Source organism: Aquabacterium parvum (assembly GCF_001447195.1).
GTDB lineage: Bacteria > Pseudomonadota > Gammaproteobacteria > Burkholderiales > Burkholderiaceae_C > Aquabacterium > Aquabacterium parvum.
Map to the genome: position 1 here is coordinate 143,452 of NZ_LFRI01000386.1, position 25,637 is coordinate 169,088.

Annotated in this window: 20 protein-coding genes; 14 read left to right on the plus strand and 6 right to left on the minus strand. The window is 66.8% G+C overall.

What is annotated here, in order from left to right; all coding sequences use genetic code 11:
* Positions 1-35: 35 nt before the first annotated feature.
* Genes ABG80_RS14800 through ABG80_RS14810 form a run of 3 tightly spaced genes read right to left on the minus strand, consistent with a single transcriptional unit; the run spans position 36 to position 3,191 of the window.
* A complete protein-coding gene (locus tag ABG80_RS14800) occupies positions 36-857 on the minus strand; it encodes an enoyl-CoA hydratase/isomerase family protein (protein ID WP_058088639.1) in 822 nt (273 codons plus the stop codon).
* A gap of 10 nt (positions 858-867) precedes the next feature.
* On the minus strand, positions 868-2,475 hold the full coding sequence (locus tag ABG80_RS14805) for a carboxyl transferase domain-containing protein (protein WP_058088396.1): 1,608 nt from the start codon (positions 2,473-2,475) through the stop codon (positions 868-870).
* An 11-nt stretch (positions 2,476-2,486) separates the two neighbouring features.
* On the minus strand, positions 2,487-3,191 hold the full coding sequence (locus ABG80_RS14810; protein WP_058088397.1) for a TetR/AcrR family transcriptional regulator: 705 nt from the start codon (positions 3,189-3,191) through the stop codon (positions 2,487-2,489).
* A 174-nt stretch (positions 3,192-3,365) separates the two neighbouring features.
* On the opposite strand from ABG80_RS14810, the gene ABG80_RS14815 reads away from it, so the two are divergent.
* The 6 genes from ABG80_RS14815 to ABG80_RS14835 all read left to right on the plus strand — a co-directional run bounded on the left by ABG80_RS14815 (position 3,366) and on the right by ABG80_RS14835 (position 10,292).
* Entirely contained in the window at positions 3,366-3,839 is a 474-nt protein-coding gene (locus ABG80_RS14815) for an acyl-CoA thioesterase (RefSeq protein ID WP_058088398.1), read from the plus strand.
* 137 nt (positions 3,840-3,976) lie between these two features.
* Positions 3,977-4,405, plus strand: a complete 429-nt coding sequence (locus ABG80_RS21585) for a Tar ligand binding domain-containing protein (RefSeq protein WP_083506137.1) — start codon at positions 3,977-3,979, stop codon at positions 4,403-4,405.
* Positions 4,406-4,429: 24 nt separating this feature from the next.
* The gene (locus ABG80_RS14820; protein WP_083506138.1) at positions 4,430-5,545 is read left to right on the plus strand and encodes a methyl-accepting chemotaxis protein; all 1,116 of its coding nucleotides are present in this window, start codon (positions 4,430-4,432) and stop codon (positions 5,543-5,545) included.
* A gap of 212 nt (positions 5,546-5,757) precedes the next feature.
* Complete coding sequence (gene recQ, locus ABG80_RS14825; RefSeq protein ID WP_407638761.1) at positions 5,758-7,638, plus strand: DNA helicase RecQ; 1,881 nt, start codon at positions 5,758-5,760, stop codon at positions 7,636-7,638.
* Positions 7,639-7,877: 239 nt separating this feature from the next.
* Positions 7,878-8,906 (plus strand): porin, encoded by a 1,029-nt coding sequence (locus ABG80_RS14830; RefSeq protein ID WP_058088399.1) that lies wholly within the window; start codon positions 7,878-7,880, stop codon positions 8,904-8,906.
* Positions 8,907-9,200: 294 nt separating this feature from the next.
* A complete protein-coding gene (locus tag ABG80_RS14835; RefSeq protein WP_058088400.1) occupies positions 9,201-10,292 on the plus strand; it encodes a porin in 1,092 nt (363 codons plus the stop codon).
* 331 nt (positions 10,293-10,623) lie between these two features.
* On the opposite strand, the gene metW is transcribed toward ABG80_RS14835, so the two are convergent.
* Both metW and metX read right to left on the minus strand, forming a co-directional pair.
* Entirely contained in the window at positions 10,624-11,229 is a 606-nt protein-coding gene (gene metW / locus ABG80_RS14840) for a methionine biosynthesis protein MetW (protein WP_058088401.1), read from the minus strand.
* Positions 11,226-12,392 carry a homoserine O-succinyltransferase MetX gene (metX, locus tag ABG80_RS14845; RefSeq protein WP_058088402.1) on the minus strand — a complete coding sequence of 389 codons (1,167 nt, stop codon included), beginning with the start codon at positions 12,390-12,392 and terminating at the stop codon, positions 11,226-11,228. Before metX ends, metW begins: the two co-directional genes overlap by 4 nt.
* Before the next feature lie 317 nt (positions 12,393-12,709).
* Between metX and ABG80_RS14850 the strand changes: the two genes are divergently transcribed.
* The gene (locus ABG80_RS14850; protein WP_058088403.1) at positions 12,710-14,365 is read left to right on the plus strand and encodes an FMN-binding glutamate synthase family protein; all 1,656 of its coding nucleotides are present in this window, start codon (positions 12,710-12,712) and stop codon (positions 14,363-14,365) included.
* Between the two features lie 48 nt (positions 14,366-14,413).
* On the opposite strand, the gene ABG80_RS14855 is transcribed toward ABG80_RS14850, so the two are convergent.
* The gene (locus ABG80_RS14855) at positions 14,414-15,034 is read right to left on the minus strand and encodes a glutathione S-transferase N-terminal domain-containing protein (protein ID WP_058088404.1); all 621 of its coding nucleotides are present in this window, start codon (positions 15,032-15,034) and stop codon (positions 14,414-14,416) included.
* A gap of 220 nt (positions 15,035-15,254) precedes the next feature.
* Between ABG80_RS14855 and ABG80_RS14860 the strand changes: the two genes are divergently transcribed.
* The 7 genes from ABG80_RS14860 (at position 15,255) to ABG80_RS14890 (ending at position 25,603) form a co-directional block, all read left to right on the plus strand.
* Positions 15,255-16,439: a DUF898 family protein gene (locus ABG80_RS14860; RefSeq protein WP_160322558.1), complete on the plus strand. Its 1,185-nt coding sequence runs from the start codon at positions 15,255-15,257 to the stop codon at positions 16,437-16,439.
* Positions 16,440-16,476: 37 nt separating this feature from the next.
* On the plus strand, positions 16,477-17,859 hold the full coding sequence (gene purB / locus ABG80_RS14865) for an adenylosuccinate lyase (protein WP_058088406.1): 1,383 nt from the start codon (positions 16,477-16,479) through the stop codon (positions 17,857-17,859).
* 44 nt (positions 17,860-17,903) lie between these two features.
* Positions 17,904-18,743 (plus strand): orotidine-5'-phosphate decarboxylase, encoded by an 840-nt coding sequence (pyrF, locus tag ABG80_RS14870; RefSeq protein WP_058088407.1) that lies wholly within the window; start codon positions 17,904-17,906, stop codon positions 18,741-18,743.
* Between the two features lie 157 nt (positions 18,744-18,900).
* Positions 18,901-20,202 carry an efflux RND transporter periplasmic adaptor subunit gene (locus ABG80_RS14875; RefSeq protein ID WP_058088408.1) on the plus strand — a complete coding sequence of 434 codons (1,302 nt, stop codon included), beginning with the start codon at positions 18,901-18,903 and terminating at the stop codon, positions 20,200-20,202.
* A gap of 9 nt (positions 20,203-20,211) precedes the next feature.
* Positions 20,212-21,369, plus strand: coding sequence for an ABC transporter permease (locus ABG80_RS14880; protein WP_058088409.1), 1,158 nt, complete (start codon positions 20,212-20,214; stop codon positions 21,367-21,369).
* A gap of 149 nt (positions 21,370-21,518) precedes the next feature.
* The gene (locus ABG80_RS14885) at positions 21,519-24,323 is read left to right on the plus strand and encodes a parallel beta-helix domain-containing protein (protein WP_058088410.1); all 2,805 of its coding nucleotides are present in this window, start codon (positions 21,519-21,521) and stop codon (positions 24,321-24,323) included.
* A gap of 101 nt (positions 24,324-24,424) precedes the next feature.
* Positions 24,425-25,603, plus strand: coding sequence for an ABC transporter permease (locus tag ABG80_RS14890; protein ID WP_058088411.1), 1,179 nt, complete (start codon positions 24,425-24,427; stop codon positions 25,601-25,603).
* Positions 25,604-25,637 lie beyond the last annotated feature (34 nt).

Sequence of the window (25,637 nt, forward strand, 5' to 3'; positions counted from 1 at the left end):
GTCGTGCGGGGTGGGCGTCGGCGCGGGAGTGGTGTTCACTTCGCCTCAGGCGCCACCACCCACGGCGGCGTGCCGCGCGTGAGGAAGGCGTTCAACCCTGCCTTGCCCTCGTCGCTGGCGCGCACGTCGGCGATGCGGCGGGCGGTCACGTCGCGCAGCTCGTGCGTGATCGGGCGGCTGCCGATCTCGCGCACCAGCGTCTTGCACTCGCGCACGGCGTTCGGGCCGTTGCGCAAGATGGCGTCGACGATGCCTTGCGTGGTCGCGCTCAAGGCATCTGGCGCCACCACCTCGTGCACCATGCCCATGGCCTGCGCTCGCTCGGCCGAGAAGCGCTCTGCCGTCACGAAGTAGCGCCGCGCGGCCCGCTCGCCAATCGCGTGGATCACGTAGGGGCTGATGGTGGCCGGGATCAGGCCCAGCTTGGCTTCCGACAGGCAGAACTGAGCGGACTCGGCCGCCACCACCACGTCGCAGCAAGACACCAGGCCCACGCCGCCGCCGTAGCAGTCGCCCTGCACCTCGGCGATCACGGGCACGGGGCAGCAGGTCAGCGTCCACAGCATGTTGGCCAGGCGCGAGGCGTCGCGGTGGTTGTCCACCCAGCTGTAGTCGGCGGTCTGGCGCATCCAGTTCAGGTCGGCGCCCGAGCAAAAGGCCACGCCCGTCGAGCCCAGCACCACGGCGCGCAGCTCGGCATCGTCCTGGAACGAGGCGAAGACCCGCGTGAGCTCGGCCACCGTGTCGGCGTGGAAGGCGTTGCGCACATCCGGGCGGTTGAGCCGGACGGTGGCCATGGGACCCTGGCGGTGAACGTCCAGGTGCTGCAGCGACGAAACATCCAATGAAGCGCTCATGCGCATCTCCTCACATGCGGAAGACGCCGAAACGCGTCTCGGGGATGGGGGCGTTCAGGCTGGCGCTCAAGGCCAGGGCCAGCACGCGGCGGGTGTCAGTGGGGCGGATCAGGCCATCGTCCCACAGGCGGGCGGTGGCGTAGTAGGGGTGGCCTTGCGCTTCGTACTGTTCGCGGATCGGGGCTTTGAAAGCGGCTTCTTCGTCGGCGCTCCACTGCCCGCCCTTGGCCTCGATGCCATCGCGCTTGACGGTGGCCAGCACCGACGCGGCCTGCTCGCCACCCATCACGCTGATGCGCGCGTTCGGCCACATCCACACGAAGCGCGGGTTGAAGGCGCGGCCGCACATGCCGTAGTTGCCCGCGCCGAAGCTGCCACCGATGACGACGGTGAACTTCGGCACCTGCGCACACGACACGGCCGTCACCATCTTGGCGCCGGCCCGAGCGATGCCCTCGTTCTCGACCTTTCGGCCCACCATGAAGCCGGTGATGTTCTGCAAGAAGACGAGGGGCACCTTGCGCTGGCAGCACAGCTCGATGAAGTGCGCGCCCTTGTTGGCCGACTCCGAAAACAGGATGCCGTTGTTGGCCACGATGCCCACGGGCATGCCTTCGATGTGGGCGAAGCCGCAGACCAGGGTGGGGCCGTAGCGGGCCTTGAACTCGTCGAACTCGGAGCCGTCCACCAGGCGGCCGATCACCTCGCGCACGTCAAAAGGCTTGCGCGTGTCCGTCGGGATCACGCCCATCAGCTCGGCGGGGTCGAGCAGGGGCGGGCGGGGCGTGACCAGCGACAACTCGGGCACCTTGCGCCAGTTCAGACGCGCCACGCATTGCCGAGCGATGGCCAGCGCGTGCTCGTCGTCGCGCGCCAGGTGATCGGCCACGCCCGACAGCCGCGTGTGCACGTCGCCGCCACCCAGGTCCTCGGCCGTGACCTCTTCGCCCGTGGCGGCTTTGACCAGGGGCGGCCCGCCCAGGAAGATCGTGCCCTGGTTGGCAACGATGATGGTCTCGTCGCTCATGGCCGGCATGTAGGCGCCACCGGCCGTGCACGAGCCCATCACCACCGCGATCTGAGGGATGCCGGCCGCGCTCATGTTGGCCTGGTTGTAGAAGATGCGGCCGAAGTGGTCGCGATCCGGAAAGACCTCGTCCTGGTTCGGCAGGTTGGCACCGCCCGAGTCGACCAGGTAGATGCAGGGCAGGCGGTTCTGCTGTGCGATCTCTTGAGCGCGCAGGTGCTTCTTGACGGTGAGTGGGTAGTAGGTGCCGCCTTTGACGGTGGCGTCGTTGCACACCACCATGCATTCCACGCCAGCCACCCGGCCGATGCCAGCGATCACGCCCGCGCAGGGCGCCGCGTTGTCGTACACGTTCAAGGCGGCCAGCGGGGCCACTTCCAGGAAGGGCGATCCGGCGTCGAGCAGCTGCGCCACGCGGTCGCGCGGCAACAGCTTGCCCCGGGCCAGGTGCTTGGCGCGCGGGGCCTCACCGCCGCCCAGGGTGACGACGTCCAGTTGGCGTTCCAGGTCCTCGACGAGGGCCTGCATCGCGGCGGCGTTGGCCAGGTGGGCCTCGCTGCGCGGGTTGAGCTGGGTGTTCAGCACGGGCATGGGGTCTCCGTTCAGCGTGTGGACGGCGGGGTTTCGGTTTGTCGCAAGGCCGCCGCCACCTCGTCGCGCAGGCGCCGCAGGGCTTCCAGCGAGGTGTCGCGCGGCATCACGGCCGACCAGATCAGCTCGGTCAGCTGCTCGGCCGTGGTGTCGATGCGCGGGCGCTTCTGGGTGGTGATGGCGTCCCAGAGCACGTGCTCCATCGAGCCGTAGACCAGGTCGCGCAGCAGGCGCAGCGGCATGTCGGCTCGCACGTCGCCCGAGGCCTGGCCTTCTGCCAGGGCCTGCATCAGCGGTGCGGTGTAGCGGCGGCGGCACTCGGCCAGCACGGCGGCGAGTTCGGGGTCGGCGGCGCGGCCCTCGCTGAGCACCAGGGCGCACAGCCCCGAGCCATCGGCCAGCAGGGTCACCAGGTGGGCGCGCACCACGTGGGCCAGCTTGGCGTGCACGCCTTGCAGCTGGGGCAGGTCGCGCTCGAGCTCGGTGCTGATCTCGTCATACCACTCGGTGATGACCTGGATGCACAGCTCTCGCTTGCCCGGGAAGTAGGTGAAGACGGTGGCCTCGGACACCCCGGCCAGCTCGGCGATGTGGGCCATGGTCGCGCGCTGGAAGCCCTGCGCCGAAAACACCTGGCGGGCGGCAGAAAGGATGGCCTGCACGCGGTGGGCGGAGCGGGCCTGTCGGGGTTGGTGGCGTTGCAGCGTGGCGCTCATGTTGAGTCCGACTCAAGAATGGCGCCATCATGCCACCCGAATGGCCAGACGTGAGTCGGGTGTTCTCAGGGTTTGACCGGATGATTTGTCAAGTTCAACTCAAGATGTTGGCCGGGTGGGGCGCATCGCGGTGGCATCATCGGCCCCTGCCACCCCAACCGCGATCCGCGCCACATGTCTGCCAACGACCTGAGCACCTTGAGCAACCTGCCCTGGGACCGCCCGAACCCGCACACCCTGGTGGTGACGGTGTCGCCCGAGCACATCGACCTCATGCGCCACACCAACAACGTGGTCTACCTGCAGTGGCTCGAAGACATCGCCTGGGCGCATTCCACCGCGCTGGGCCTGGGCCCGGCCGAGTACGAGGCCCTGGGGCACGGCATGGTGGTGCGGCAGCACGAGCTCAACTACATCCAGGCCACCCGCCTGGGCGAGCGCATCGTGCTGGGCACCTGGTTGACCGGGGCCGACAAACTCACCTTGCAGCGCCACTACCAGTTCATCCGAATCGACGATGGCCAAACGGCTTTTCGGGGCCGCAGCGAGTTCGTTTGTGTCGACATCGCTCAGGGCAAGGTGCGCCGCATGCCCCCCGCTTTTGTGCAGGCCTACACGAATGCAGTGGTGCCAGCCCAGGCAAACTGAGACCAGTTGATCCGTTCGGCCCCTCAAGCCGAGGGGTCTTCATGCCGAAAAGCTGACATCCCCTTTGCCGGGGCGGCGCAGCAGGATCGCGGCCGGGGGCCGGCATCGATTGCCGAGCCTGTCCACCGGAGGGATCCATGTCGCTCAACCAAATCTCCATCGGCGCGCGCATCGCCGCGCTCGCCGCCTTGCTGCTGCTCATCACCTTGCTGGTGGGCGGGCTGGGCTGGATGGCGATGCGCAACAGCACGCACCACATCGAACAAGCCCACGCGATGTCGCAGGAGCACGCCCGCGCCATCGACCTCGCCCGCAGCGCTCAGGTCAGCTTCAAGATCCAGATCCAGGAGTGGAAGAACCTGCTGCTGCGAAGCCACCAGGCCGAAGCGCATGACAAATACCGCAAGGCCTTTGAAAAGGAGGGCGGCGAAGTGGCTGCCCGCCTGACCGACTTGGAGGCGCTCTATGGCCAGATGGGCCTGGACACGGCGCCGGTCAAGGCCTCGCGCGAGTCGCTCGCCGCCTTGCAGCAGACCTACCTCGCGGCCTTGCAGGCGTTTGACTAGGCGGACCCCTCGGGCAGCGCCCAGGTGGTCGACAAGGCCGTCAAGGGCAAGGACCGCGAGCCCACCGCGCAGCTGGACAAACTGGTTGCCGCCGTCTTCGAGCTCAGTCAGCAAAGGGAGTTGGCTGCCCAGGAGCGCGCGCAGGCTGCGTCCTCGCAGGTGCTCTCAGGCATTGCCTTGCTGCTGGCCATCGGGCTGGCGGTGGGGGCGGCGGCCAGTTGGCTGATCCTGCGCAGCATCACCCGCCCGCTGAGCGAGGTGCTGCACGCCGCCGCCGACGTGGCCGCCGGCCGGCTCGATCGCCAGCTCAATGCTCAGGGTCGCGACGAGCTCAGCCACCTCGTGTCCACCGTCATCCGCATGAACGAAAGCCTTCGCGGCGTGGTCTCGCAGGTGCGCACCTCGGCTGAAACCGTGGCGCACGCGTCCACCGAGATCGCCGTGGGCAACCAGGACCTGTCCTTGCGAACCGAGCAACAGGCTTCACGCCTGCAGGAAACCGCCGCCTCGGTCGAGCAGCTCAGCGCGGGCGTGCAGCAGTCGGCCAGCCACGCCGCCCAGGCAGGACAGCTGGCCGATCAGGCCACCGTGGTCGCCGAGCGGGGTGGTGCGGTCGTCGGCCAGGTGGTCGAGACCATGGGCGCCATCCACGCCAGCTCGCGCAAGATCGCCGACATCATCAGCGTGATCGACGGCATTGCCTTCCAGACCAACATCCTGGCTTTGAACGCCGCAGTGGAGGCAGCCCGCGCAGGCGAGAACGGCCGTGGTTTTGCGGTCGTGGCCTCTGAAGTGCGAGCTTTGGCGCAACGCAGCGCCACCGCTGCGCGCGAAATCAAGGACCTGATCCAGGGCAGCGTCAGCAACGTCGAGCGTGGCAATGGCCTGGTGGCCGAAGCCGGCCAGACCATCCAGGACGCCGTCGAGGCGGTGCGCCGCGTGCAGCAGGTCGTCGCCGAGATCACCTCTTCGGCGCGCGAGCAGGCCACCGGCATCGGCCAGATCAGCGAAGCCGTCAGCGCCATCGACGAGACCATGCAGCAAAACGCCGCCATGGTCGAAGAGGCGGCTGCGGCGGCGGCCTCCTTGCGGCAGCAGTCGGAGAGCTTGCGCGGGGCGGTGGCCTTCTTCCAGGTCTGATCAGGGCCTGCCTTTCGAGGATGAGGTCGGCGCCCCTCCGCGGGTTGGGCGCTTGCGGGCCACATCCCCCCACGGCGCGCCTTCTGACGAGGGAAGGCAGGCCCGTGCGCCAGGGGGCGCACAGCGGCGACAATCGGGGGTCTGTCTGAAGCAGGCCCGCCGTGGCCGCTGGTGTGCGGACAGCCCCTTGTCTGCCTGTTTGTCCTGTCCGCGTGTCCGCCCTGCCCGAATCCCTCTCAGCCTCCCCGTCGGCCACCTTGTCCGCAGACCCCTTGCGCATCCTGCAAGAGGTCTTCGGCTACCCGGCTTTCCGAGGCCAGCAAGCCGCCGTCGTCGAGCGGGTGGCTTCGGGTGGCGACGCCCTGGTGCTCATGCCCACGGGTGGCGGCAAGAGCCTTTGTTATCAGGTGCCGGCCATTTCCCGCCACCGCCGGGGGCTGGGCGTCACCGTCGTCGTCTCGCCGCTGATCGCGCTCATGCATGACCAGGTCGGCGCCCTCGAAGAAGTCGGCGTGCACGCGGCCTTCCTCAACAGCACCCTGAGCAACGACGAGGCCCAGCACATCGAGCGCGAGATGATGTCTGGCCGCCTGGTGATGCTCTACGTGGCACCCGAGCGGGTCACCCACCCGCGTTTTCAGGCCCAGCTGGCCAGCCTGCACGAGCGCGGCCTGCTCAGCCTGTTCGCCATCGACGAGGCCCACTGCGTCAGCCAGTGGGGCCATGACTTCCGCGAAGACTACCTGCAGCTGAGCCTGCTGCACGAGCGCTACCCCGACGTGCCGCGCGTGGCGCTGACCGCCACCGCCGACGACCAGACCCGCGCCGACATGGTCACGCGCCTGGACCTGCACGCCGCCAGCGTCTTCCTCAGCAGCTTCGACCGCCCCAACATCCGCTACGCCCTGGTCGAGAAGGACAACCCCCGTCAGCAGCTGCTGCGCTTCATCCGCGACGAGCACGAGGGCGAGGCCGGCATCGTCTACTGCCAAAGCCGCAAGAAGGTCGAAGACACCGCCGAGTGGCTCAAAGAGCAGGGCATCTCGGCCCTGCCGTACCACGCAGGCCTGGATTCGGCCGTGCGCCAGCGCCATCAAGACCGCTTCCTGCGCGAAGACGGCCTGGTCATGGTGGCCACGGTGGCCTTCGGCATGGGCATCGACAAGCCCGATGTGCGCTTCGTGGCCCACCTCGACCTGCCCAAGAACATCGAGGCCTACTACCAGGAGACGGGTCGTGCCGGCCGCGACGGCGCCGAGGCCGAAGCTTGGCTGGCCTATGGCCTGGCCGACGTGGTCAACCAGCGCCGCATGATCGACGAAAGCCCGGCGCACGACGATTTCAAGCGCGTGCAGCGCGCCAAGCTCGACGCCCTGCTGGCCCTGGCCGAGGCCCACGACTGCCGCCGCGTGCGCCTGCTGGCCTACTTCGGCGAAGCCAGCCAGCCCTGCGGCAACTGCGACAACTGCCTGCACCCGCCCCAGACCTGGGACGGCACCGAGGCCGCCCGCAAGCTGCTCAGCGGCATCTACCGCTTCTGGCAGCACGGCCAGCAGCGTTTTGGTGCCGGCCACCTGATCGACGTGCTGCGCGGCCGCCGCACCGACAAGGTGGCGCAATACGGCCACGAATCGCTCAGCACCTTCGGCATCGGCGCCGACCTGTCGGAGGCGCAATGGCGCGCCGTGCTGCGCCAGCTCATCGCCCTGGGTCACGTCGTGGCCGAGGGTGAGTTCAACACCCTGGGCCTGAGCGCCAGCGCCCGCGCGGTGCTCAAAGGTGAGGTCGGCATCGTGCTCAAGCAGGCGGCCGAGCCGGGTTCGCGCAGCAAACCGGCGCGGGGCAAGGCCTCGGCCCCGCCCATCCCGCTCGACGGCGACGCGCTGGCCCGCTACGAACTCCTCAAGGCCTGGCGCGCCCAGGTCGCGCGCGAGCACAACCTGCCGGCCTACGTCGTTTTCCACGACGCCACGCTGGCCGAGATGGCCCGCCTGGCGCCCACCTCTCTGGGCGAGTTGGCCACGATCAGTGGGGTGGGGGCCAAGAAGCTCGAGGCCTACGGAGAGCAGATCCTGGCCGTGTGGGCTCGTTGAGCTTGTCCGGAATCTTTCGGGTGCCCCAGTGTGGTGTGTCCGCAACTATTTTGGTGCGAATGCACCCCATAAGGGGGTAAACCTTCGTTTCTCTTGAGGTTTCGTCCTGAGTTTTGCCCGCTGATCCAACACAATCGGCAGCAGCTCGGCGATGTACCGCCTGACTTTCCGGACGCCTGACGGCGTTTGGTTGTCCTGGATGCACATTGTTGGTGCAAAAACCCTGAAGGAGAATCTGAATGAAAAAGCACTTGATCGCTCTGGCCGCTCTGGCTGCCGCCACCTCCGCCTTTGCCCAATCGTCCGTGACCCTGTACGGCAACCTGGACGTGTCCATCGGACGCGACCAAAACAAGCCCTACGGCGCCCAGTCGAGCACCGTCACCAACATCGAATCGGGTCGCATGACCGAGTCGTACTTCGGCCTGCGTGGCACCGAAGACCTGGGTGGTGGCCTGAAGGCTGTCTTCAAGCTGGAATCTGAAATCGCCGTGGACAGCGGTGCTGCCTCGGGCGGTTCCTCGAACTTCTTCGGTCGCAACGCCTACGTTGGCCTCGCTGGTGACTTCGGTGCCGTGCACGCTGGCCGCCGTGAAAGCCTGTTCAAGGAAGAAACCACCAAGTTCAACCCCTTCGGCATCTCTGGTGACTTCGCTTTCCTGAGCGTTGGCAGCGACAGCTGGTCCAACAGCCTGACCTACGTCTCGCCCAGCCTGTCCGGCCTGACCCTGTCGGCTCAAACCAGCCTGAAGGAAGCCAACGGCTCCACCGCCACCAACTACCGCTCGGGCGGCAACGCCGTGTCGGCCAACTACACCAACGGCCCCCTGGCCGCTTCGCTGGTGTATGGCGACGTGCGCAACACCCAAGGTGCTGCCACCAACCAGAAGCAAACCGGCTACCTGCTGGGCGCCAGCTATGACCTGACCGTGGCCAAGGTGTTCGCTCAGTACCAGAACGCCAAGATCTCGGTCAAGAACATCGACGGCGACGCCAAGACCCGTGACTTCCAACTGGGCGTGTCCGTGCCTGTTTCGGCCAACGGCGCTGTCCTGGCTTCGTTCGGTTCCGGCAAGCTGACCGTCGATGACACCGAAGGTGCAGACAAGTCCCGTCAGTACTCGCTGGGCTACACCCACAGCCTGTCCAAGCGCACCAGCGCTTACGCTGCCTACACCCGCGAGACCTACAAGGAAGGCATCGCCATCAACCCTGACCAAAAGTCCAGCCGCAACCTGCTGGCCGTTGGCCTGCGTCACGCTTTCTGAAGCATGACACCTGACCGCTGAACGCGGTCACCTTGTTTGAACCAGACTTGAAAGCGCCCCCTCGGGGGCGCTTTTTTTTGCCTCAAAACACCTGGCCTGGAGCTTGCTTATTGGCAGCCGGTCGTCCGGCCTCGCAAGTTGCGTAGATGCAACACACGGGGGTTCAAGTGAGCATGATTCTTGCTTAAATGATCGGCGAGGACAGTTTGTCCCAACAAGTTCCTCGGCACAGCTTGGCCTCGATTGCCTGCGGTGCAGAGATAACAACCTTCTTCCCATTGCTAGGAGAACCTGATGTTTGCAAAGAAGAACCTGGTGGCCGCCGCCGCCCTGCTGGCCCTGGTTGGCGCCGCCCAAGCCCAGTCCAGCGTCAAGCTGTACGGCTCGCTGGACGTTTCTTTTGGCTCTTACAAGCCCGTTGACATCGTCAACAACGAGCCCAAGTCGACGACCCGCGTTCAAAGCGGCGACATGATGACCAGCTTCATCGGCTTCTCCGGCGTGGAAGACCTGGGCGGTGGCCTGAAGGCCGAGTTCGCCCTGGAGTCCTTCATCGGTGTCGACAGCGGTTCGAACGTTCCCAACCAGGCTGGTCAGTTCTGGAGCCGTGCCTCGTGGGTCGGCCTGAGCGGTGGTTTCGGTAAGGTCATCCTGGGTCAGTACGACAACGCCATCTTCACCTCGGGCCTGCTGTACAACCCGTTCGGTAGCTCCATGACCTTCTCGCCCACCATGCGTCATTTCTATGACCTGGGCTCGACCAGCAGCGGCCTCAACAATGGCGTGTTCATCAACAGCAACTACACCGACACGGGCTTGGTGAACTCCATCACCTACGAAACCCCGGTGTTCGCTGGCTTCAGCGGTTTGCTGCAGTACTCGCCCAAGGAAAGCGCCGCCGCCGGCACCTCCAACAGCTACACCGTCTCGCTGGCCTACAACAATGGTCCCCTGAGCGCCATGGTGGTGTACCTCGACGGTGGCGTGACGCCCGCTGCGGCTTCTGCTTACCCTGGCGAATACAAGGCCATCAACTTCGGCGCCAGCTACGACTTCGGCGTGCTGAAGGCCTTTGGCCAGTACACCAACTTCAAGTACGAAGACACCAGCCTGCTGCTGGGCGCATTCGACAAGTCTGACGTGCTGCAAGTCGGCGTGTCCGTGCCTGTTTCCGCCTCCGGCTCCATCCTGGCTTCCTACGGCCAAGCCAAGTGGAAGCTCGCCGACATCTTCGTGGGTGACGACGCCAAGAGCCGCATCTTCAGCCTGGGCTACGACCACTACATCAGCAAGCGCACCGACGTGTACGTCGCCTTCTCCAGCGAAAAGCTGTCCGACCTGAAGGGCGGTCGCACCTTCGCAGTGGGCGTCAAGCACGCTTTCTGATCGGGCTCGAGCGGGGGCTGCATCGCCAGTCCCTCGCACCGGACCACACAAGGCGCCTTCGGGCGCCTTTTTCATGTGCGTGCCATCTGTGCCCGATGCGCATGACCCGCATCAAGCAAGCTGGCACGCCAAATGCATATCCTCATGCGGGTTCGCTGATTGGTTCTCTCAGCTGGCGCCCGCCAGACACGAGCCAGGCAGCACGAGGGGCCTGCGGCTTTCGAGCCGTTTGTTTGACCAGAGCGTTTGGGCGATCCCTTGGCGGGGAGCGCCCCTTTTTTTGCCCGTTCAGGGCCCGTGAGCGATCGGTGAATGGCCCGATCGCAGCCGCTCAGGCTCGCTCGAACTGGAACACCGCCGAGCTGGCCATCAGGTTGGGCCAGGTGCGCACCACTTCGCCCTCGTGCAGCCCGAACGACTCCACGATGCGCAAGCCGTTGCGGCGCGCCAGCACCTCGAAATCGGCAAACGTGGCCACGCGGATGTTGGGCGTGTCGTACCACTGGTAGGGCAGTGCACGCGTGACGGGCATGCGCCCGCGCAACACACTGAGTCGGTGCGGCCAGTGCGCAAAATTGGGGAAGCTGACCAGGCCCACGCGGCCGATGCGCGCGGTCTCGCGCAGCATGGCCTCGGTGTTGCGCAGGTGCTGGAGCGTGTCGAGCTGCAGCACCACGTCGAAGCTGTTGTCCTCGAACAGGGCCAGGCCTTCTTCGAGGTTGTGCTGGATGACGTTGATGCCGCGCGCCACGCAGGCCATCACCTGGGCGTCGTCGAGCTCGATGCCGTAGCCGCTGCAGCCGCGTTCGTCGCGCAGCAGGGCCAGCAGCTCACCGCTGCCGCAGCCCAGGTCGAGCACGCGCGAGCCTTTGGGGATCAGATCGGCGATGGTGCGGTGAAAGCGTTGGCGCGAGGCCTGCAATTGCACGGCGTTCATGCGCGCACTCCTTGGACTTCCTGCGCAATGCGCTCGAAGTAGGCGCGCACCACCCCGTGGTAGCGCGGGTCGTCGAGCAGGAAGGCGTCGTGGCCGTGCGGCGCGTCGATCTCGGCGTAGCTCACGTCGTGGCGGTTGTCGACCAGGGCCTTGACGATCTCGCGCGAGCGCGCCGGCGAGAAGCGCCAGTCGGTGGTGAAGCTGATGACCAGGAACTTGGCCAGCGCTTTGGCCATGGCCGCCGCCAGCTTGCCGCCATGCGTGCGGGCCGGGTCGAAGTAGTCCAGCGCGCGCGTGATCAGCAGGTAGGTGTTGGCGTCGAAGTAGTCGCTGAACTTGTCGCCCTGGTAGCGCAGGTAGCTCTCGACCTGGAACTCGATGTCCTGGGTGCTGTAGCTGGGCGCGTCGCCGATGGCGCGGCCCACCATTTCGCGGCCGAACTTCTCTTCCATCACGTCGTCAGACAAGTAGGTGATGTGGCCGATCATGCGGGCCACGCGCAGGCCGCGGCGCGGCACCACGCCATGCTCGTAGAAGTGGCCGCCGTGGAAGTCGGGGTCGGTGACGATGGCGCGGCGCGCCACCTCGTTGAAGGCGATGTTCTGTGCCGAGAGCTTCGGGGCCGTGGCCACGGCCACGCAATGGCGCACGCGATCGGGGTGCTGCAGCGTCCAGCTCAGGGCCTGCATGCCGCCCAGGCTGCCGCCCAGCACCGCCGCCAGTTGCCTGACGCCCAAGGCATCGAGCACGCGCGCCTGGGCGTTGACCCAGTCTTCCACCGTCACGACGGGGAAGTCGGCGCCGTAGGGCTTGCCCGTGTCCGGGTTCGTGTGCATCGGGCCGGTCGAGCCAAAGCAGGAGCCGGGGTTGTTGATGCCGATGACGAAGAACTTGTTGGTGTCGACGGGTTTGCCCGGGCCGATCATGTTGTCCCACCAGCCCTGGCTTTTGGGCAGAGGCTGACCATCGGGGCCCGCGTGCAGGCCGGCGACGTGGTGCGAGGCGTTGAGCGCATGGCACACCAGCACGGCGTTGCTGGCGTCGGCGTTGAGCTGGCCGTGGGTTTCGTAGGCGAGGGAGTAGTCGCGCAGCTGCGCACCGCTTTGCAGGTGCAGCGGTTCGCTGAAGTGCAGCGTGGCAGGCGTGACGATGCCAAGTGACATGGAGCAGGGCCCAGGAAAAACAAAACCGGCCGCGCAAGAAGCAGGGGCCGGTGGCAGCGACCTCTTTAGCGGCATTTTTAAAGCGCCCGCAATTCGGAACCGTCGTGAGCCCGGAGACATCGCTCCTGGCCAGGACAAATCGGCGCTGGTCAAAAGTGTAGCCGCATTTCGCCCGCTTGGCCAAGGCGATGCATGTGCCGTTCATCCCTGGGGCTGCTCCCCGAAACCCGGTCTTTCTTCTCGAATGCCTTGCCGTCGATTGGCTAGAGTGCTTGTGTCGAGGTTGCGCGCCCCGTGCAAACAGGCCGGAGGAGACCATGCCACGCTGGTTGATTCGACTCAATGAACACGTGCCCATCCGCTACGGTGTGTGGGCGTTTGCCTGGTTCCTGTTCGCTTGGGGCCTGTGCCGCTGGGCGCGGGTGCCTGGTTGGAGCGCGGCCTTCCTGAGTGCCGCAGGTGGCGGGCTGGTGCTGCTGGGCTTGAACGATGTCCGGCAGACTTCGCGCTCGGTGCTGCGCAACTACCCGGTCATCGGTCACCTGCGCTACCTGCTGGAGTTCATCCGGCCGGAGCTGCGCCAGTACTTCATCGAGAGCGACAACGAGGCGGCGCCGTTCTCGCGTCAGCAGCGCTCGCTCGTCTACCAACGCGCCAAGGGTGAGCCCGACAAGCGCCCCTTCGGCACACAAAAAGACGTCGGTGCCAATGGCTACGAATGGCTCAGCCACTCGGTCAGCCCGACGCACCTGCCTTCGCACGATTTCCGCGTGACGATCGGTGCCGGCGGCTCGTCCTGCACCCAGCCGTACAGCGCCAGCCTGTTCAACATCTCGGCGATGAGTTTCGGTGCCCTGAGCGCCAACGCGATCCTGGCGCTCAACACGGGCGCCAAGCGCGGGGGCTTTGCGCACGACACCGGCGAGGGCTCCATCAGTCGCTATCACCGGGGGCCTGGTGGTGACCTGATCTGGGAGATCGGCTCGGGCTACTTCGGTTGCCGCAGCGCCGATGGCCGTTTTGACGAGGCGCGTTTTGCCGCCAACGCGAGCGAGCCGCAGGTCAAGCTCATCGAGCTCAAGGTCAGCCAGGGGGCCAAGCCCGGGCACGGCGGCGTGTTGCCGGGCCCGAAGGTCACGCCCGAGATCGCCGAGGCGCGCGAGGTGCCGGTGGGCCAGGACTGTGTCTCGCCAGCCAGCCACAGCGCGTTCTCCACGCCGATCGAGATGATGCAGTTCATCGAGAAGCTGCGCCAGCTCTCCGGTGGCAAGCCGGTGGGATTCAAGTTCTGCATGGGCCACCCCTGGGAGTGGTTCGCCATGGTCAAGGCCATGCAGAAGACCGGTCTTTGGCCGGACTTCATCGTGGTCGACGGGGCCGAAGGCGGCACGGGCGCGGCGCCGCTGGAGTTCACGGACCACGTGGGTGCGCCGCTGCAGGAGGGCCTGCTGCTGGTTCACAACACGCTGGTGGGCCTGGGTGAGCGGCACCGCGTCAAGATCGGCTGCGCTGGCAAGGTCATCAGCTCCTTTGACATCGCGCGCATGATGGCGCTGGGCGCCGACTGGTGCAATTCGGCGCGGGGCTTCATGTTCGCGCTGGGTTGCATCCAGGCGCAGGCCTGCCACACCGGGCATTGTCCAACGGGCGTGACCACACAGGACCCGATGCGCCAGCGCGCGCTGGTGGTGCCAGACAAAGCCGAGCGTGTGCTGCGTTATCACCGCAACACCTTGCATGCCCTGCAGGAGCTGGTTCAAGCGGCAGGCCTGAGGCACCCCAACGAGATCACCGCCGACCACATCGTGCGGCGGGTGTCAGGGGTGGAGGTCAAGCGGCTGTCGAACCTGCTGCCCTACATGAAGGCCGGAGAGCTGCTGGCCGCCGAGCGCGGTGCCGTGCCATGGAGCCAGCCTGTGTTCGAGCAGTACTGGTTGCGCGCTCGCGCCGAGTCGTTCGAGCTGACCGACTGAGCCGAGCGCCAGATCAAGCGGCCCCGTGCGAGTCACGGGGCCGGGTGTTCAAGCCTTGGGCGGCGCCGTGTCGGCGAAGCCGGGGCGTTGCGCCAGCTTCTCGAACAGGCGGGCCAGGTTGGGGTGGTCAGCGCGCCAGTCGATTTCCGGGAAGCGGAAGTCGAGGTAGCCCAGCGCGCAGCCGACGCAGATGTCGGCCAGGCTGTGGTGGATGCCGGTGCACCAGGCGCGGTCGCCCAGGCCCTGGCTCATGGCCTTGAGGCTGGTGTGCACCTTGCTGAGTTGGCGGTCGATCCAGGCCTGGCTGCGTTGGGCTTCCGTGCGGCCAACCCAGGTGGCTTCCATGCGGGCCAGGATGGCGGCGTCGAGCATGCCGTCGGCCAGGGCTTCCCAGGTGCGCACTTCCACGCGCTCGCGGCCGCTCAGGGGGATGAGCTTGCCCACGGGCGAGAGGGTGTCGACGTATTCGACGATCACGCGTGAGTCGAAGACGGCCTCACCGCCTTCCATCACCAGGCAGGGCACCTTGCCCAGCGGGTTGGACGTGGCGATGGTGGTGTCGGCGGCCCACACGTCCTCCACCTCGAACTTGTAGTCGAGCTTTTTCTCGGCCAGCACGATGCGTACCTTGCGGACGAAGGGGCTGGTCAGGGATCCGATCAGTTTCATTCTGTGTCGCGATGTGTGTTTGCGTCGGATTTTATCTGCCGAGTGACCGCCTGTCCGGAACCCCTTTGAACTCCCCAGGGAACCCGCCCAAGAGGGGGGCTCCAGCGAGGCTGCGAGAATCAACCCATTACATTTGTCGCAGTTGAGAACATCCTGGCGTTGCCCTTGCTGGGAGCCTGTTCACCGTTTCGATCCCAAGGGGCCTTCGTTGTCTGCCGCCTTGTCGCCTTTTTCCGAGTCAGAGACCTCGACCGCGCCCTCTTCGTCGGTGGTGGGGCTGCGGCGTGGCCTGCCTCGCCTGCCCAAGCGTGGCGTTGACACCTGGCCGGTGCAGTTCACCTCCCACGCCGACGACTACGCGTCGACCTGGCTGCAGGGTGCGCTGTTCACCCTGTTCACGCTGAGCCTGGGCCTGCCTTGGGCGCGCTTGCGTTGTCGTCGCCACCTGCTGCAGCACACGCAACTGGGAGGGCAGGGGCTCGATGATCACGCTTCGCCCTGGGCGATGCTGGTGCGCCAGCTGTTGGTCATGGCCCTGCTGTTGGGCGGCGGGCTGGCAGCGCTCGACAGCCCCTGGGCGGGCCTGGCGGGTCTGACCATCGCGGTGATGAGCTGGCCCATGTTGTGGCTGGCCGCCGTGTCACACCGCGTCAACCGCATGAGCTGGGGGCGCCGTCCCCTGGCCTGGCAGGGCCGGGTGTCAGAGGCGTGGCGGGCGGCGGCCGCGCCCTTGGTGTGGCTGCTGGGCAGCGTCTGGCTGGTGGCGGCCTGGCTGGCACTGGGGCGCCCGCCGAAGGTGACTTGGGCGGTGGGTGGCGTTGCCTGGGCCTTGTTGGGGGTGTTGCTGCTGTCCGAAGGTGCCTGGCGTCTGGCCGGGCTTCGGCAGTCGGGCGCCAGGGTGGGGCCTTTGCGGCTGCGTTGGCAGGCCCGCCGTGCCGAGGTCCGCCAGGCTTGCCTGAGGCAGTGGGTGCAGACCGCCTGGCTGGGGGCTGCCCTGGGTGGACTGGCGCTGGTCGCTGTGTGGGCGGTGCAGGCCTTGTCGCCCGCCTGGGGGCAGATGGGTGCGGTGCTGGTGGGTGGGGCGATCGCCCTGGTCTGGGTCCTGACGAGCTGGTGGCAATGGCAGGCTCGTTTGTTCTGCCTGGTGTGGGATCAGACGGGCAACCGCAGCCTGCGCTTTCGGTGTGTGCTCTCGGCCCGGTCCTTGTTGGGTGAGCACCTGCTGCAGGCTTGCCTGGTTGTGGGCACCGGCGGCATCTACCTGCCATGGGCCCAGCACCGTGCTTGGGCGCTTCGCGCCCGGTCGGTCACCCTGCGCTCGAGGGTGGCGTTGCACAGCGTGATGCGTCATTGGCCGGCTCGTCACGCCCGGGTGGAGGTGGCCATGGAGTGGGGCAGCAGGTAAAATCGCGGGTTTGCCTGATGTCACCTGGGACCGAGCCATGAACCCCTCTGCACTTTCCGCCTTGACCGCCCTCTCGCCGCTGGACGGCCGCTATGCGCCCAAGGTCGCAGCCCTGCGCCCGCTGCTGTCCGAGTTCGGCCTGATGCACCGCCGCGTGCAGGTGGAAATCGCGTGGTTCATCGCCCTGTCTGACGCCGGCCTGCCCGAGCTGGCACCGCTGTCCGAGGCCGCACGCGGCTTCCTGCGCGGCCTGGTGGCGCGTTTCGCCGAGGCCGATGCCCAGGCCATCAAGGACATCGAAAAGACGACCAACCACGACGTCAAAGCCGTCGAGTACTGGATCAAGCAGCGCTTTGCCGGGCAGCCCGAGCTGGAGAAGGCCGGTGAGTTCGTGCACTTTGCCTGCACGTCTGAAGACATCAACAACACCAGCCACGGCTTGATGCTCAAGGCCGCACGCGAGCAGGTGGTCCTGCCGGCCATCGACGGCCTGATCGGCACGCTCAGCGGCATGGCGCACCAGTTCGCTGCCATCCCCATGCTCAGCCGCACCCACGGCCAGACCGCCTCGCCCACCACCGTGGGCAAGGAGATCGCCAACGTGGTGGCCCGCCTGGCGACCGCCCGTGAGCGCATCGCCGACGTCAAGCTGCTGGCCAAGATGAACGGCGCCGTGGGCAACTACAACGCCCACCTCTCGGCCTACCCCGAGAAGGACTGGGAAGCCTTCAGCCAGTCGGTGATCGAGAACCAGCTGGGCCTGACCTTCAACCCCTACACCATCCAGATCGAGCCGCACGACTACATGGCCGAGCTGTTCGACGCCGTCACGCGCACGAACACCATCCTGATCGACTTCTCGCGCGACGTGTGGGGCTACATCAGCCTGGGCTACTTCAAGCAAAAGACCAAGGCTGGCGAAATCGGTTCGTCGACCATGCCGCACAAGGTCAACCCGATCGACTTCGAGAACGCCGAAGGCAACCTGGGCCTGGCCAACGCGGTGCTGACCCACCTGAGCCAGAAGCTGCCCATCAGCCGCTGGCAACGTGACCTGACCGACTCGACCGTGCTGCGCAACATGGGTGTGGCGCTGGGTTACGCCCTGCTGGCCTACGACAGCCTGGCACGTGGCCTGGGCAAGCTCGAAGTCAACCCGCAAGCGCTGGCCGACGACCTCGACAGCTCCTGGGAAGTGCTGGCCGAGCCCATCCAGACCGTGATGCGCCGCCATGCCCTGCCCAACCCGTACGAGCGCCTGAAGGAACTCACACGCGGCAAGGCCATCACGAAGGAGTCCATCCTGGCCTTCATCGAGACGCTGGAGCTGCCCGAGGAAGAGAAGGCCCGCCTGCGCGCCATGACCCCGGGCAATTACATCGGCAAGGCCGTGGAATTGGCTCAACGCATCGGCAAGTGAGCGCCGTTCAGGCAGCACCCGGTCGCACCAGACGAGGCCCCCGCATGATCTTCACCGAGCAACTGCTGCGCGCGCAGCAACTCAACGACTCCCTGCTTTGCGTGGGCCTGGACCCCGAGCCCTCGAAGTTCCCGGGTGCCTGGAAGGGCCAGCCCGACCGGATCTACGACTTCTGCGCGGCCATCGTGGACGCCACGAAGGACCTGGTCTGTGCCTTCAAGCCGCAGATCGCTTACTTCGCGGCCCACCGCGCCGAAGACCAGCTCGAACGCCTGATGGCGCACATGCGCCGCGCGGCGCCCAACGTGCCCGTCATCCTCGACGCCAAGCGCGGCGACATCGGCTCGACCGCCGACCAGTACGCGCACGAGGCCTTCACGCGCTACCAGGCCGATGCCGTGACGCTGTCGCCTTTCATGGGCTTCGACACGATGGAGCCCTTCCTGAAATACCCGGGCAAGGGCGTGATCCTGCTGTGCCGCACCTCCAACCCGGGTGGCTCCGACCTGCAGAACCTGCGCCTGGCCGACATCGAAGGTCAGCCGCGCGTGTACGAGCACATCGCAAGCCAAGCGCAAGGCCCCTGGAACACCAATGGCCAGATGGGCCTGGTGGTGGGCGCGACCTTCCCCGAAGAGATCGCGCGGGTGCGCGAGCTGGCACCGACGCTGCCTTTGCTGATCCCCGGTGTGGGCGCACAAGGCGGTGACGCCGTCGCCACCGTCAAGGCGGGCCTCAAGACCGATGCGAGTGGCGCCATCACCGGCACCATCGTGGTCAACAGCTCTCGCGCCGTGCTGTATGCCAGCAGCGGCGACGACTTCGCCAGCGCTGCGCGCCGCGTGGCCCAGCAGACGCGCGACGCGCTCAACGCCGCACGCTGAGGCACAGCGCAAGGCCTCGGGGGTGTCTCCGGATCGCCTTTGTGTCGGCGGCGACGTGGGAGCCGTCCAGGTCGGGCGCTCGCCAAAAGCCGATGGATGGTGGCGAGTGGGCATGCGCCACAATGCGTGATCCTTCCGACACAGGACCACGCCCGCCATGTCCGCCGCGCCCGAACCCTCTCCTGACACCGCCAAGCCTTCGGTCAGCGCACTGAGCCAGCTGCGCATCGACCGGGGCCACAACGGGGCCGCCGCACCGCGCCGCAACTGGTGGCCGGTGGCGCTGGCCGCCGTGGTGCTGGTGGGCGGTGTCGCCTGGTGGCTGGCGCCCAAGCCCGTTGCGGTGCAAACGGCCGCCGTGGTCACCAGCACGCCGTCGCAGCAGTTCGTGCAGCTCACGGCCTCGGGCTACGTGGTGGCGCAACGCCGTGCGGCGGTGGCGTCCAAGGCCACGGGTCGCTTGATCGAGCTGAACGTGCGCGAGGGCTCGGTGGTCAAGCAAGGTGCGCTCCTTGCGAGGCTGGACGCGAGCGACGTGCGCGCAGCCATCGTGGCGGCGCAAGCGGGCGTGCGCCAGGCCGAAGCCGGGGTGCGCCAGGCCGAGGTCGAGCTGGCCAACGCCGAGGCCGAGCTGGTGCGCAGCCAGGGCTTGCAGGCGCAAGGCTTCATCTCGCCGCAGGCGGTCGATGCCGTGCAGACCCGCGCCAAGGCAGCGCGCGCTGCGGTGTCGTCGGCCAAGGCCACGCTGGAAGTCGCGCGAGCGCAGGTGGGCGTGCAGCGCGTGGCCGAAGATTTCACCGAGATCCGCGCGCCCTTTGACGGCGTGGTGCTGGTCAAGAACGCCAACGTGGGCGACATCATCACGCCGCTGTCGAGTGCGGCCGGCACGCAGGGCGCGGTGGTCACCATGGCCGACATGCGCACGCTGGAGGTCGAGGCCGATGTGTCCGAAGGCAGCCTGTCGAAGGCCCGCGTTGGCCAGCCCGTCGAGATCATGCTCGACGCCTTGCCGGGTGTGCGCTTCATGGGCGAGGTGGGTGGCCTGGTGCCCACGGTGGACCGCGCCAAGGCCACGGTGACGGTGAAGGTGCGCTTTGCCAAGCTCGATGAACGCATCCTGCCCGAGATGAGCGCGAAGGTGAACTTCCTGTCGCAAGCCATCACGGTGGCCGATCAGCAACCGGTGCTGGCGGTGCCGACCAAGGCCTTGCACGAGGTCGGGGGGCGCACGGTGTTGTGGCGCGTGAAGGCCGCTTCGCCCGAAGGCGGCTCGGCCGGTTCGCTGCAACTTGAAGCCGTGGCGGTCAAGGCAGGGCGCACCTTGGGCGATGTGCGCGAGGTGCTGCCGGCAGAGCCTGCCGCGTCGTCGGCCGCTTTGAAAGCCGGTGACAAGGTGGTGACCGGGGCGCCGCGTGCTTTGAAGGCAGGAGACTGGGTCAAGGCCGCCGAGGGCGAGTGAGGCGAACGCATGTTCCTGCTGCGCCTGCTGCTCAAAAACGCCTTCCGGCACCGCCTGCGCACCCTGCTCACCATGGTGGGCCTGGTCGTGGCCATCTCGGCGTTCGGCCTGCTGCGCACCATCGTCGATGCCTGGTACGCGGGCGTGGACGCCACCTCGAGCACGCGCCTGATCACGCGCAGCGCCATCTCGCTGACCTTTCCGCTGCCGCTGAACTACGCCGAGCGCATCCGATCGGTCGAGGGCGTCAGCGGTATCTCCTGGGCCAACTGGTTCGGCGGCATCTACATCACCGAGCGCAACTTCTTTGCGCAGTTCGCGGTGGACCCGCCCAGTTACCTGGCGCTGTACCCCGAGTTCAAGCTCACCGATGCCGAGAAGCAGGCCTTCTTCCGTGATCGGCAAGGCGCCGTGGTGGGGCGCAAGCTGGCCGCCAAGTTCGGCTGGAAACTGGGCGACACCGTGACCCTGCGCGGCACCATCTACTCGGGCAACTGGCGCTTCACCATCCGTGGCATCTACCAGGGCGCCGACGCCAAGACCGACGAGCAGCAGATGTTCATCCACTGGCAGCGCGTGGCCGATTCGGTGCGCGCGAGGCTGGGCAACAAGGCCGACTTCGTGGGCGTTTACATCGCACGCATCCACGACCCCGATCAGGCGCCGCAGGTGTCGCAACGCATCGATGCGCTGTTCGCCAACTCGCTCGCCGAGACGCTGACCGAGACCGAGAAGGCCTTTCAGCTGAGCTTCGTGTCGATGAGCGAGGCCATCTTGCTGGCCGTGCAGGCCGTCAGCTTCATCATCATCCTGATCATCATGGCCGTGATGGCCAACACCATGACGATGACCGCGCGCGAGCGCCTGGCCGAGTACGCCACGCTCAAGGCCCTGGGCTTTCGGCCCGGCTTCGTGGTCAAGCTCTTGTTCGGCGAGAGCCTGCTGATCGCGCTGATCGGTGGGGGCCTGGGCATCGCGCTGACCTTCCCCATGGCCGAGGCCTTCGTGAAGGCGGCTGGCACGCTGTTCCCGATTTTCCGGGTCTCGGAGCTGACGGTGGCGATGCAGGTGCTGGCGGCGCTGGTGGTCGGCGGCGTGTCTGCCGCCTGGCCTGCGTGGAAGATGTCGCGCATCGACATCGTGCAAGGGCTGCGCCACGTGGCGTGATGCGTCAGCCTGTTCGGGGCTGAACCCCCCGGTGTTTGCAGGATTACCCGGGTCTGTCGTGCAGCCGACAGTTGTCCTTTGCCTTGCCTCCTAGCCTGCAGGTCCCAGCAGGGGTGTCCGCCCTGCATTCAGGACCCAGGAGGAAACCGATGACCCACCCTTGCTCCCTGGCCTTGCAGGCCTGTCGATGGGCGATGGCCTGTCTGTTGATGGCACTGGCCTGTGTGCAAGTGGCCCATGCTGCGGCACCCAAGGTGTTTCGCATCGAGCCCGGCGCCAACGCCGCAGCCGAAACGCTCAAGGCCATCTTCTACGCCAGCGAGGGGGACACGGTCGAGTTCGCGGCGGGGACCTTCAACTTTCCCAGCGGCCTGATCATCCACGGCAAGCGCGGTTTGACCATCCGTGGCGCCGGCAAGGACAAGACCCGGCTGAGCTTCCTGAACAGCAACACGGCCGAGGGCATCAACGCTTCGCATTGCGAGGGCATCACGGTCGAGGACCTGGAGGTCATCGACACCCCGGGCAACGGCATCCGCATCTACCGCTCGAAGTACGTGACGTTGCGGCGCATCAAGGCCGGCTGGAGCGATGCGGACCCGGTCGCGGCGGGCTACCAGGTCAAGCCGAGCAATGGCTTCTACGCCATCTACCCGGTGATGGTTCAGCAGCTGCTGGTCGAGGACACCTACTCATACGGCTCGGTCGACGCGGGCCTGTACGTGGGTCAGTCCAGCGATGTGATCGTGCGCCGCAATGAGGCCCGCTACAACGTGATCGGCATCGAGCTGGAGAACGTGCAGCGCGGCCTGGTCGAGCAGAACCTGGCCACCGAGAACACCGCGGGCTTCCTGGCCTACGACCTCGAAGGCTTGTCGCAGTACGGCGATGGCAACGTGGTGCGCCACAACCGCTTCATCAACAACAACACCAAGAACTTCGGGGCGGCTGGTTTCGTCAAGGACGCGCCGCCGGGCACAGGCGCCATCATCGCCGCGCAGGACAACCTCGAGTTCTACGGCAACGAGATCGCCGACAACCGCACCTCGGGCCTGCTGGTGGTGAACTACGGCTTCGTCAACTTCAAGGCCACCGACAAGAAGCTGGACTGGTTCAACGAAGCGCTCAACATCCACCACAACACCTTCCGCCACAACGGCTACAAGCCGCCGATGCTCGACATCAACGACGCGTCCACCACGATCACGGCGCTGATCTGGCTCAAGGGCGGCGGCATCTCGGCGCACATCCTGACCGATGGCCAGGTCGACAAGCTGGGCGACTGCGGCGCCTACCCGGTCGACAAGGACGGCATCTCGCTCAAACTCGCCAACCCCGGCGAGAAGGACCGCGTGAACCCGCGCCAGACCACGCTGGGCGGCCCGAACTACGGGCTCAGTGACCCCATGCCCGGTTGCCACCACACCGACTGGAAGTTCAACATCAGCTACAACTGGCTGCTGGGCAAGCAGGGCGCGCTGCGCGACGAGCTGCGCGTGTGCATCACCGACAACCAGTTCGACCTGTCGACGCTGCCTTACCTGAACGCCAACGTGAAGAACAGCGACTTCACCGACCTGGCCAACTTCAAGCTCGGTGACCGCAACCTGTTGCGCCACCAGTGCAAGCTCAAGAGCGTGCCGCTGCCTGTGCTCAAACTGCCCTACGTGCTGCCGGGTGATGCGGTGACACAGCCCACGCAGGAAGAATCCCAGCAGGCTTGCGCCGCCTCGCCCAAGACGGCGGTGAACTTCGAGCTGGCCGGGCGCCACAACTGCCCGACGCTGGACGCTTACGGCCTGTTCAGCAACGAGCAGGATCCGCGTGACCAGCCGCGTGGCAATGGCATGCACTACGAGCTGACCTCGACGCTGTTCACCAATCACGCGAGCAAGTACCGCTTCATCTTCATCCCACCCGGCAAGGCCGCGCAGTACCGCGACGGCAAAACCGGCTTCAAGACCACGCAGCCTGCGGGCGCCGGCACGGGCAACTGGTACCCCGCCGCCGACGTGCCGGCCGAGAGCCTGGCCACGCTGGCCTTCCCCACCGGCACCATCATCGCCAAGACCTTCACCTTCCGGCGCGAGGACGCCGCGGGCAAGCTGTTGGCCGAGGACATCCTCGAGACCCGCCTGCTCATCAAGCGCGAAGGCCCTGATGGCCCCTTCTGGATGGGCCTGCCGTATGTTTGGGAGAAGGACACGAGCGGGCGCATGGTGGCCAAGCTGACGCCACAGGGGCGCGAGCTCTCCGGTCGCTACGACTACCTCGATCAAGACCCCGATGTCCGAGACGCCAAGGGTCAGCGCGTGCGCTACACGGGCGACGTGCCGCAGTACAGCGTGCCCTCGGCCATGGCCTGCGTGGTCTGCCACGGCTCCGACCGCTCGGGTGAGGGCGGGGCGGTGCCCATCGGTCCCAAGGTCCGCTTCCTCAACCGCCTGAACCCGCGCCTGGGCAACCAGAACCAGCTGCAGTACATGAAGGCACAGGGCTTCTTGACCGGCCTGCCCAGCTCGATGGCGGCGGTCGAGCGCGCGCCGAAGTGGAACGTGCCGGGTGACAGCGGCCAGCCAGCGGGCACCGCGGCCGACATCCAGGCCCGTGCGCGTTCGTACCTCGAAGCCAACTGCGCGTCCTGCCACAACCCCGGAGGCGAAGCCGCCAACTCGGGCCTCTTCCTGCAGCTTTCTGGGCCGCTGACCCAGCAAAGCGGGGTCTGCAAGAAGCCGGTGGCCGCAGGTCGGGGCGCGGGTGGCATCCAGCACGACCTGGTGCCGGGCAAGCCGGAGGCGTCCATCCTGCTGTACCGCATGGCCTCCAGCGAGAACGGCGTGCGCATGCCGACGCTGGGGCGCTCCATCCAGCACGCCGAAGCGGTCACCTTCATCAGCGAATGGATCAAGGTCATGCAGGTGGAGGACGCGGCCCTTGCCAAATCGTGTCAATGACCTGCTGAGCGAGGCCAGGCGGCGTTGACCAGCGCACTTGGCCCATCAGCCAGGTCCGCAGCCGCGGGCTTGGTGCGCGCGGGCTGGCGCACAATGCCGCCATGCCCGCCCTGCGCAACCTGCCCCTGAGCTACATCGCCCGCAACCTCTGGGTGCGGCGCGTGACCACCTTGCTCACGGCGGGCGGCATGGCGCTGGTGGTGTATGTGTTCGCCACGGTGTTGATGATGAGCGAGGGCATTCGCGCCACGCTGGTGGCCACCGGTCAGCCCGACAACGTCATGGTGCTGCGCAAGGGGGCCGGGGCCGAGATCAACTCCGGCATCACGCGCGCCCAGGCTGCCATCGTCGCCAGCCTGCCGGGCCTGGCCACCGACGGGCAGGGCCGGGCGCTGATCAGCCGCGAGCCGGTGGTGCTCAACACCTTGCCCAAGCGGGACAGCGGCAAGCCCAGCAACGTCACCGTGCGTGGCACGTCCGACATCGGCCTGATGCTGCGCCCGCAGGTCAAGCTGCTGAAAGGGCGCATGTTCACGCCAGGCACTTCGGAGATCGTCACCGGCACGGCCGTGGCCAAGGGCTTCGCCGGTGCGGGCCTGGGCGAGACGCTGCGCTTTGCCGGACGCGATTGGCGCGTGGTCGGCGTGTTCGATGGGGCGGGCAGCGCCTTCGACTCCGAGATCTGGGGCGACAGCGAGCAGATGATGCAGGCCTTTCGCCGCCAGAACTATTCCAGCGTGGTGCTGCGCCTGGCCGATGCCGAAGGCTTTGACACGCTGCGCGCCGGCATCGAAGACGACCCGCGCCTGACGCTCGAAGCCAAGCGCGAGGTGCGCTTCTACGCCGAGCAGTCCGAAGCTCTGGCCACCTTCATCCGCTTGCTCGGCCTGGCGCTTTCGATCATCTTTTCCATTGGCGCCATCGTGGGCGCGATGATCACCATGTTCGCCTCCGTGGCCTCGCGAACGGGCGAAATCGGCACCTTGCGTGCCCTGGGTTTCCGGCGCAGCGCGGTGCTCACGGCCTTCTTGGGCGAGGCCTTGCTGCTGGCGCTGGTGGGCGGCATCATGGGGCTGGCGGGCGCCTCTCTGATGCAGTCGGTGGACATCTCCACCGTCAACTTCCAGACGTTTTCGGAGCTGGCTTTCCGCTTTCGCTTGACGCCGGCCATCGCGGTTCAGTCCATCGCTTTCGCGCTGCTGATGGGCCTGGTCGGTGGCTTCATCCCGGCCTGGCGCGCTGCGCGCATGAAGATCGTCGATTGCCTGCGCGCTGCCTGATGCCCGCGCTGTCTGTTCAAACCTTCGCACCCTT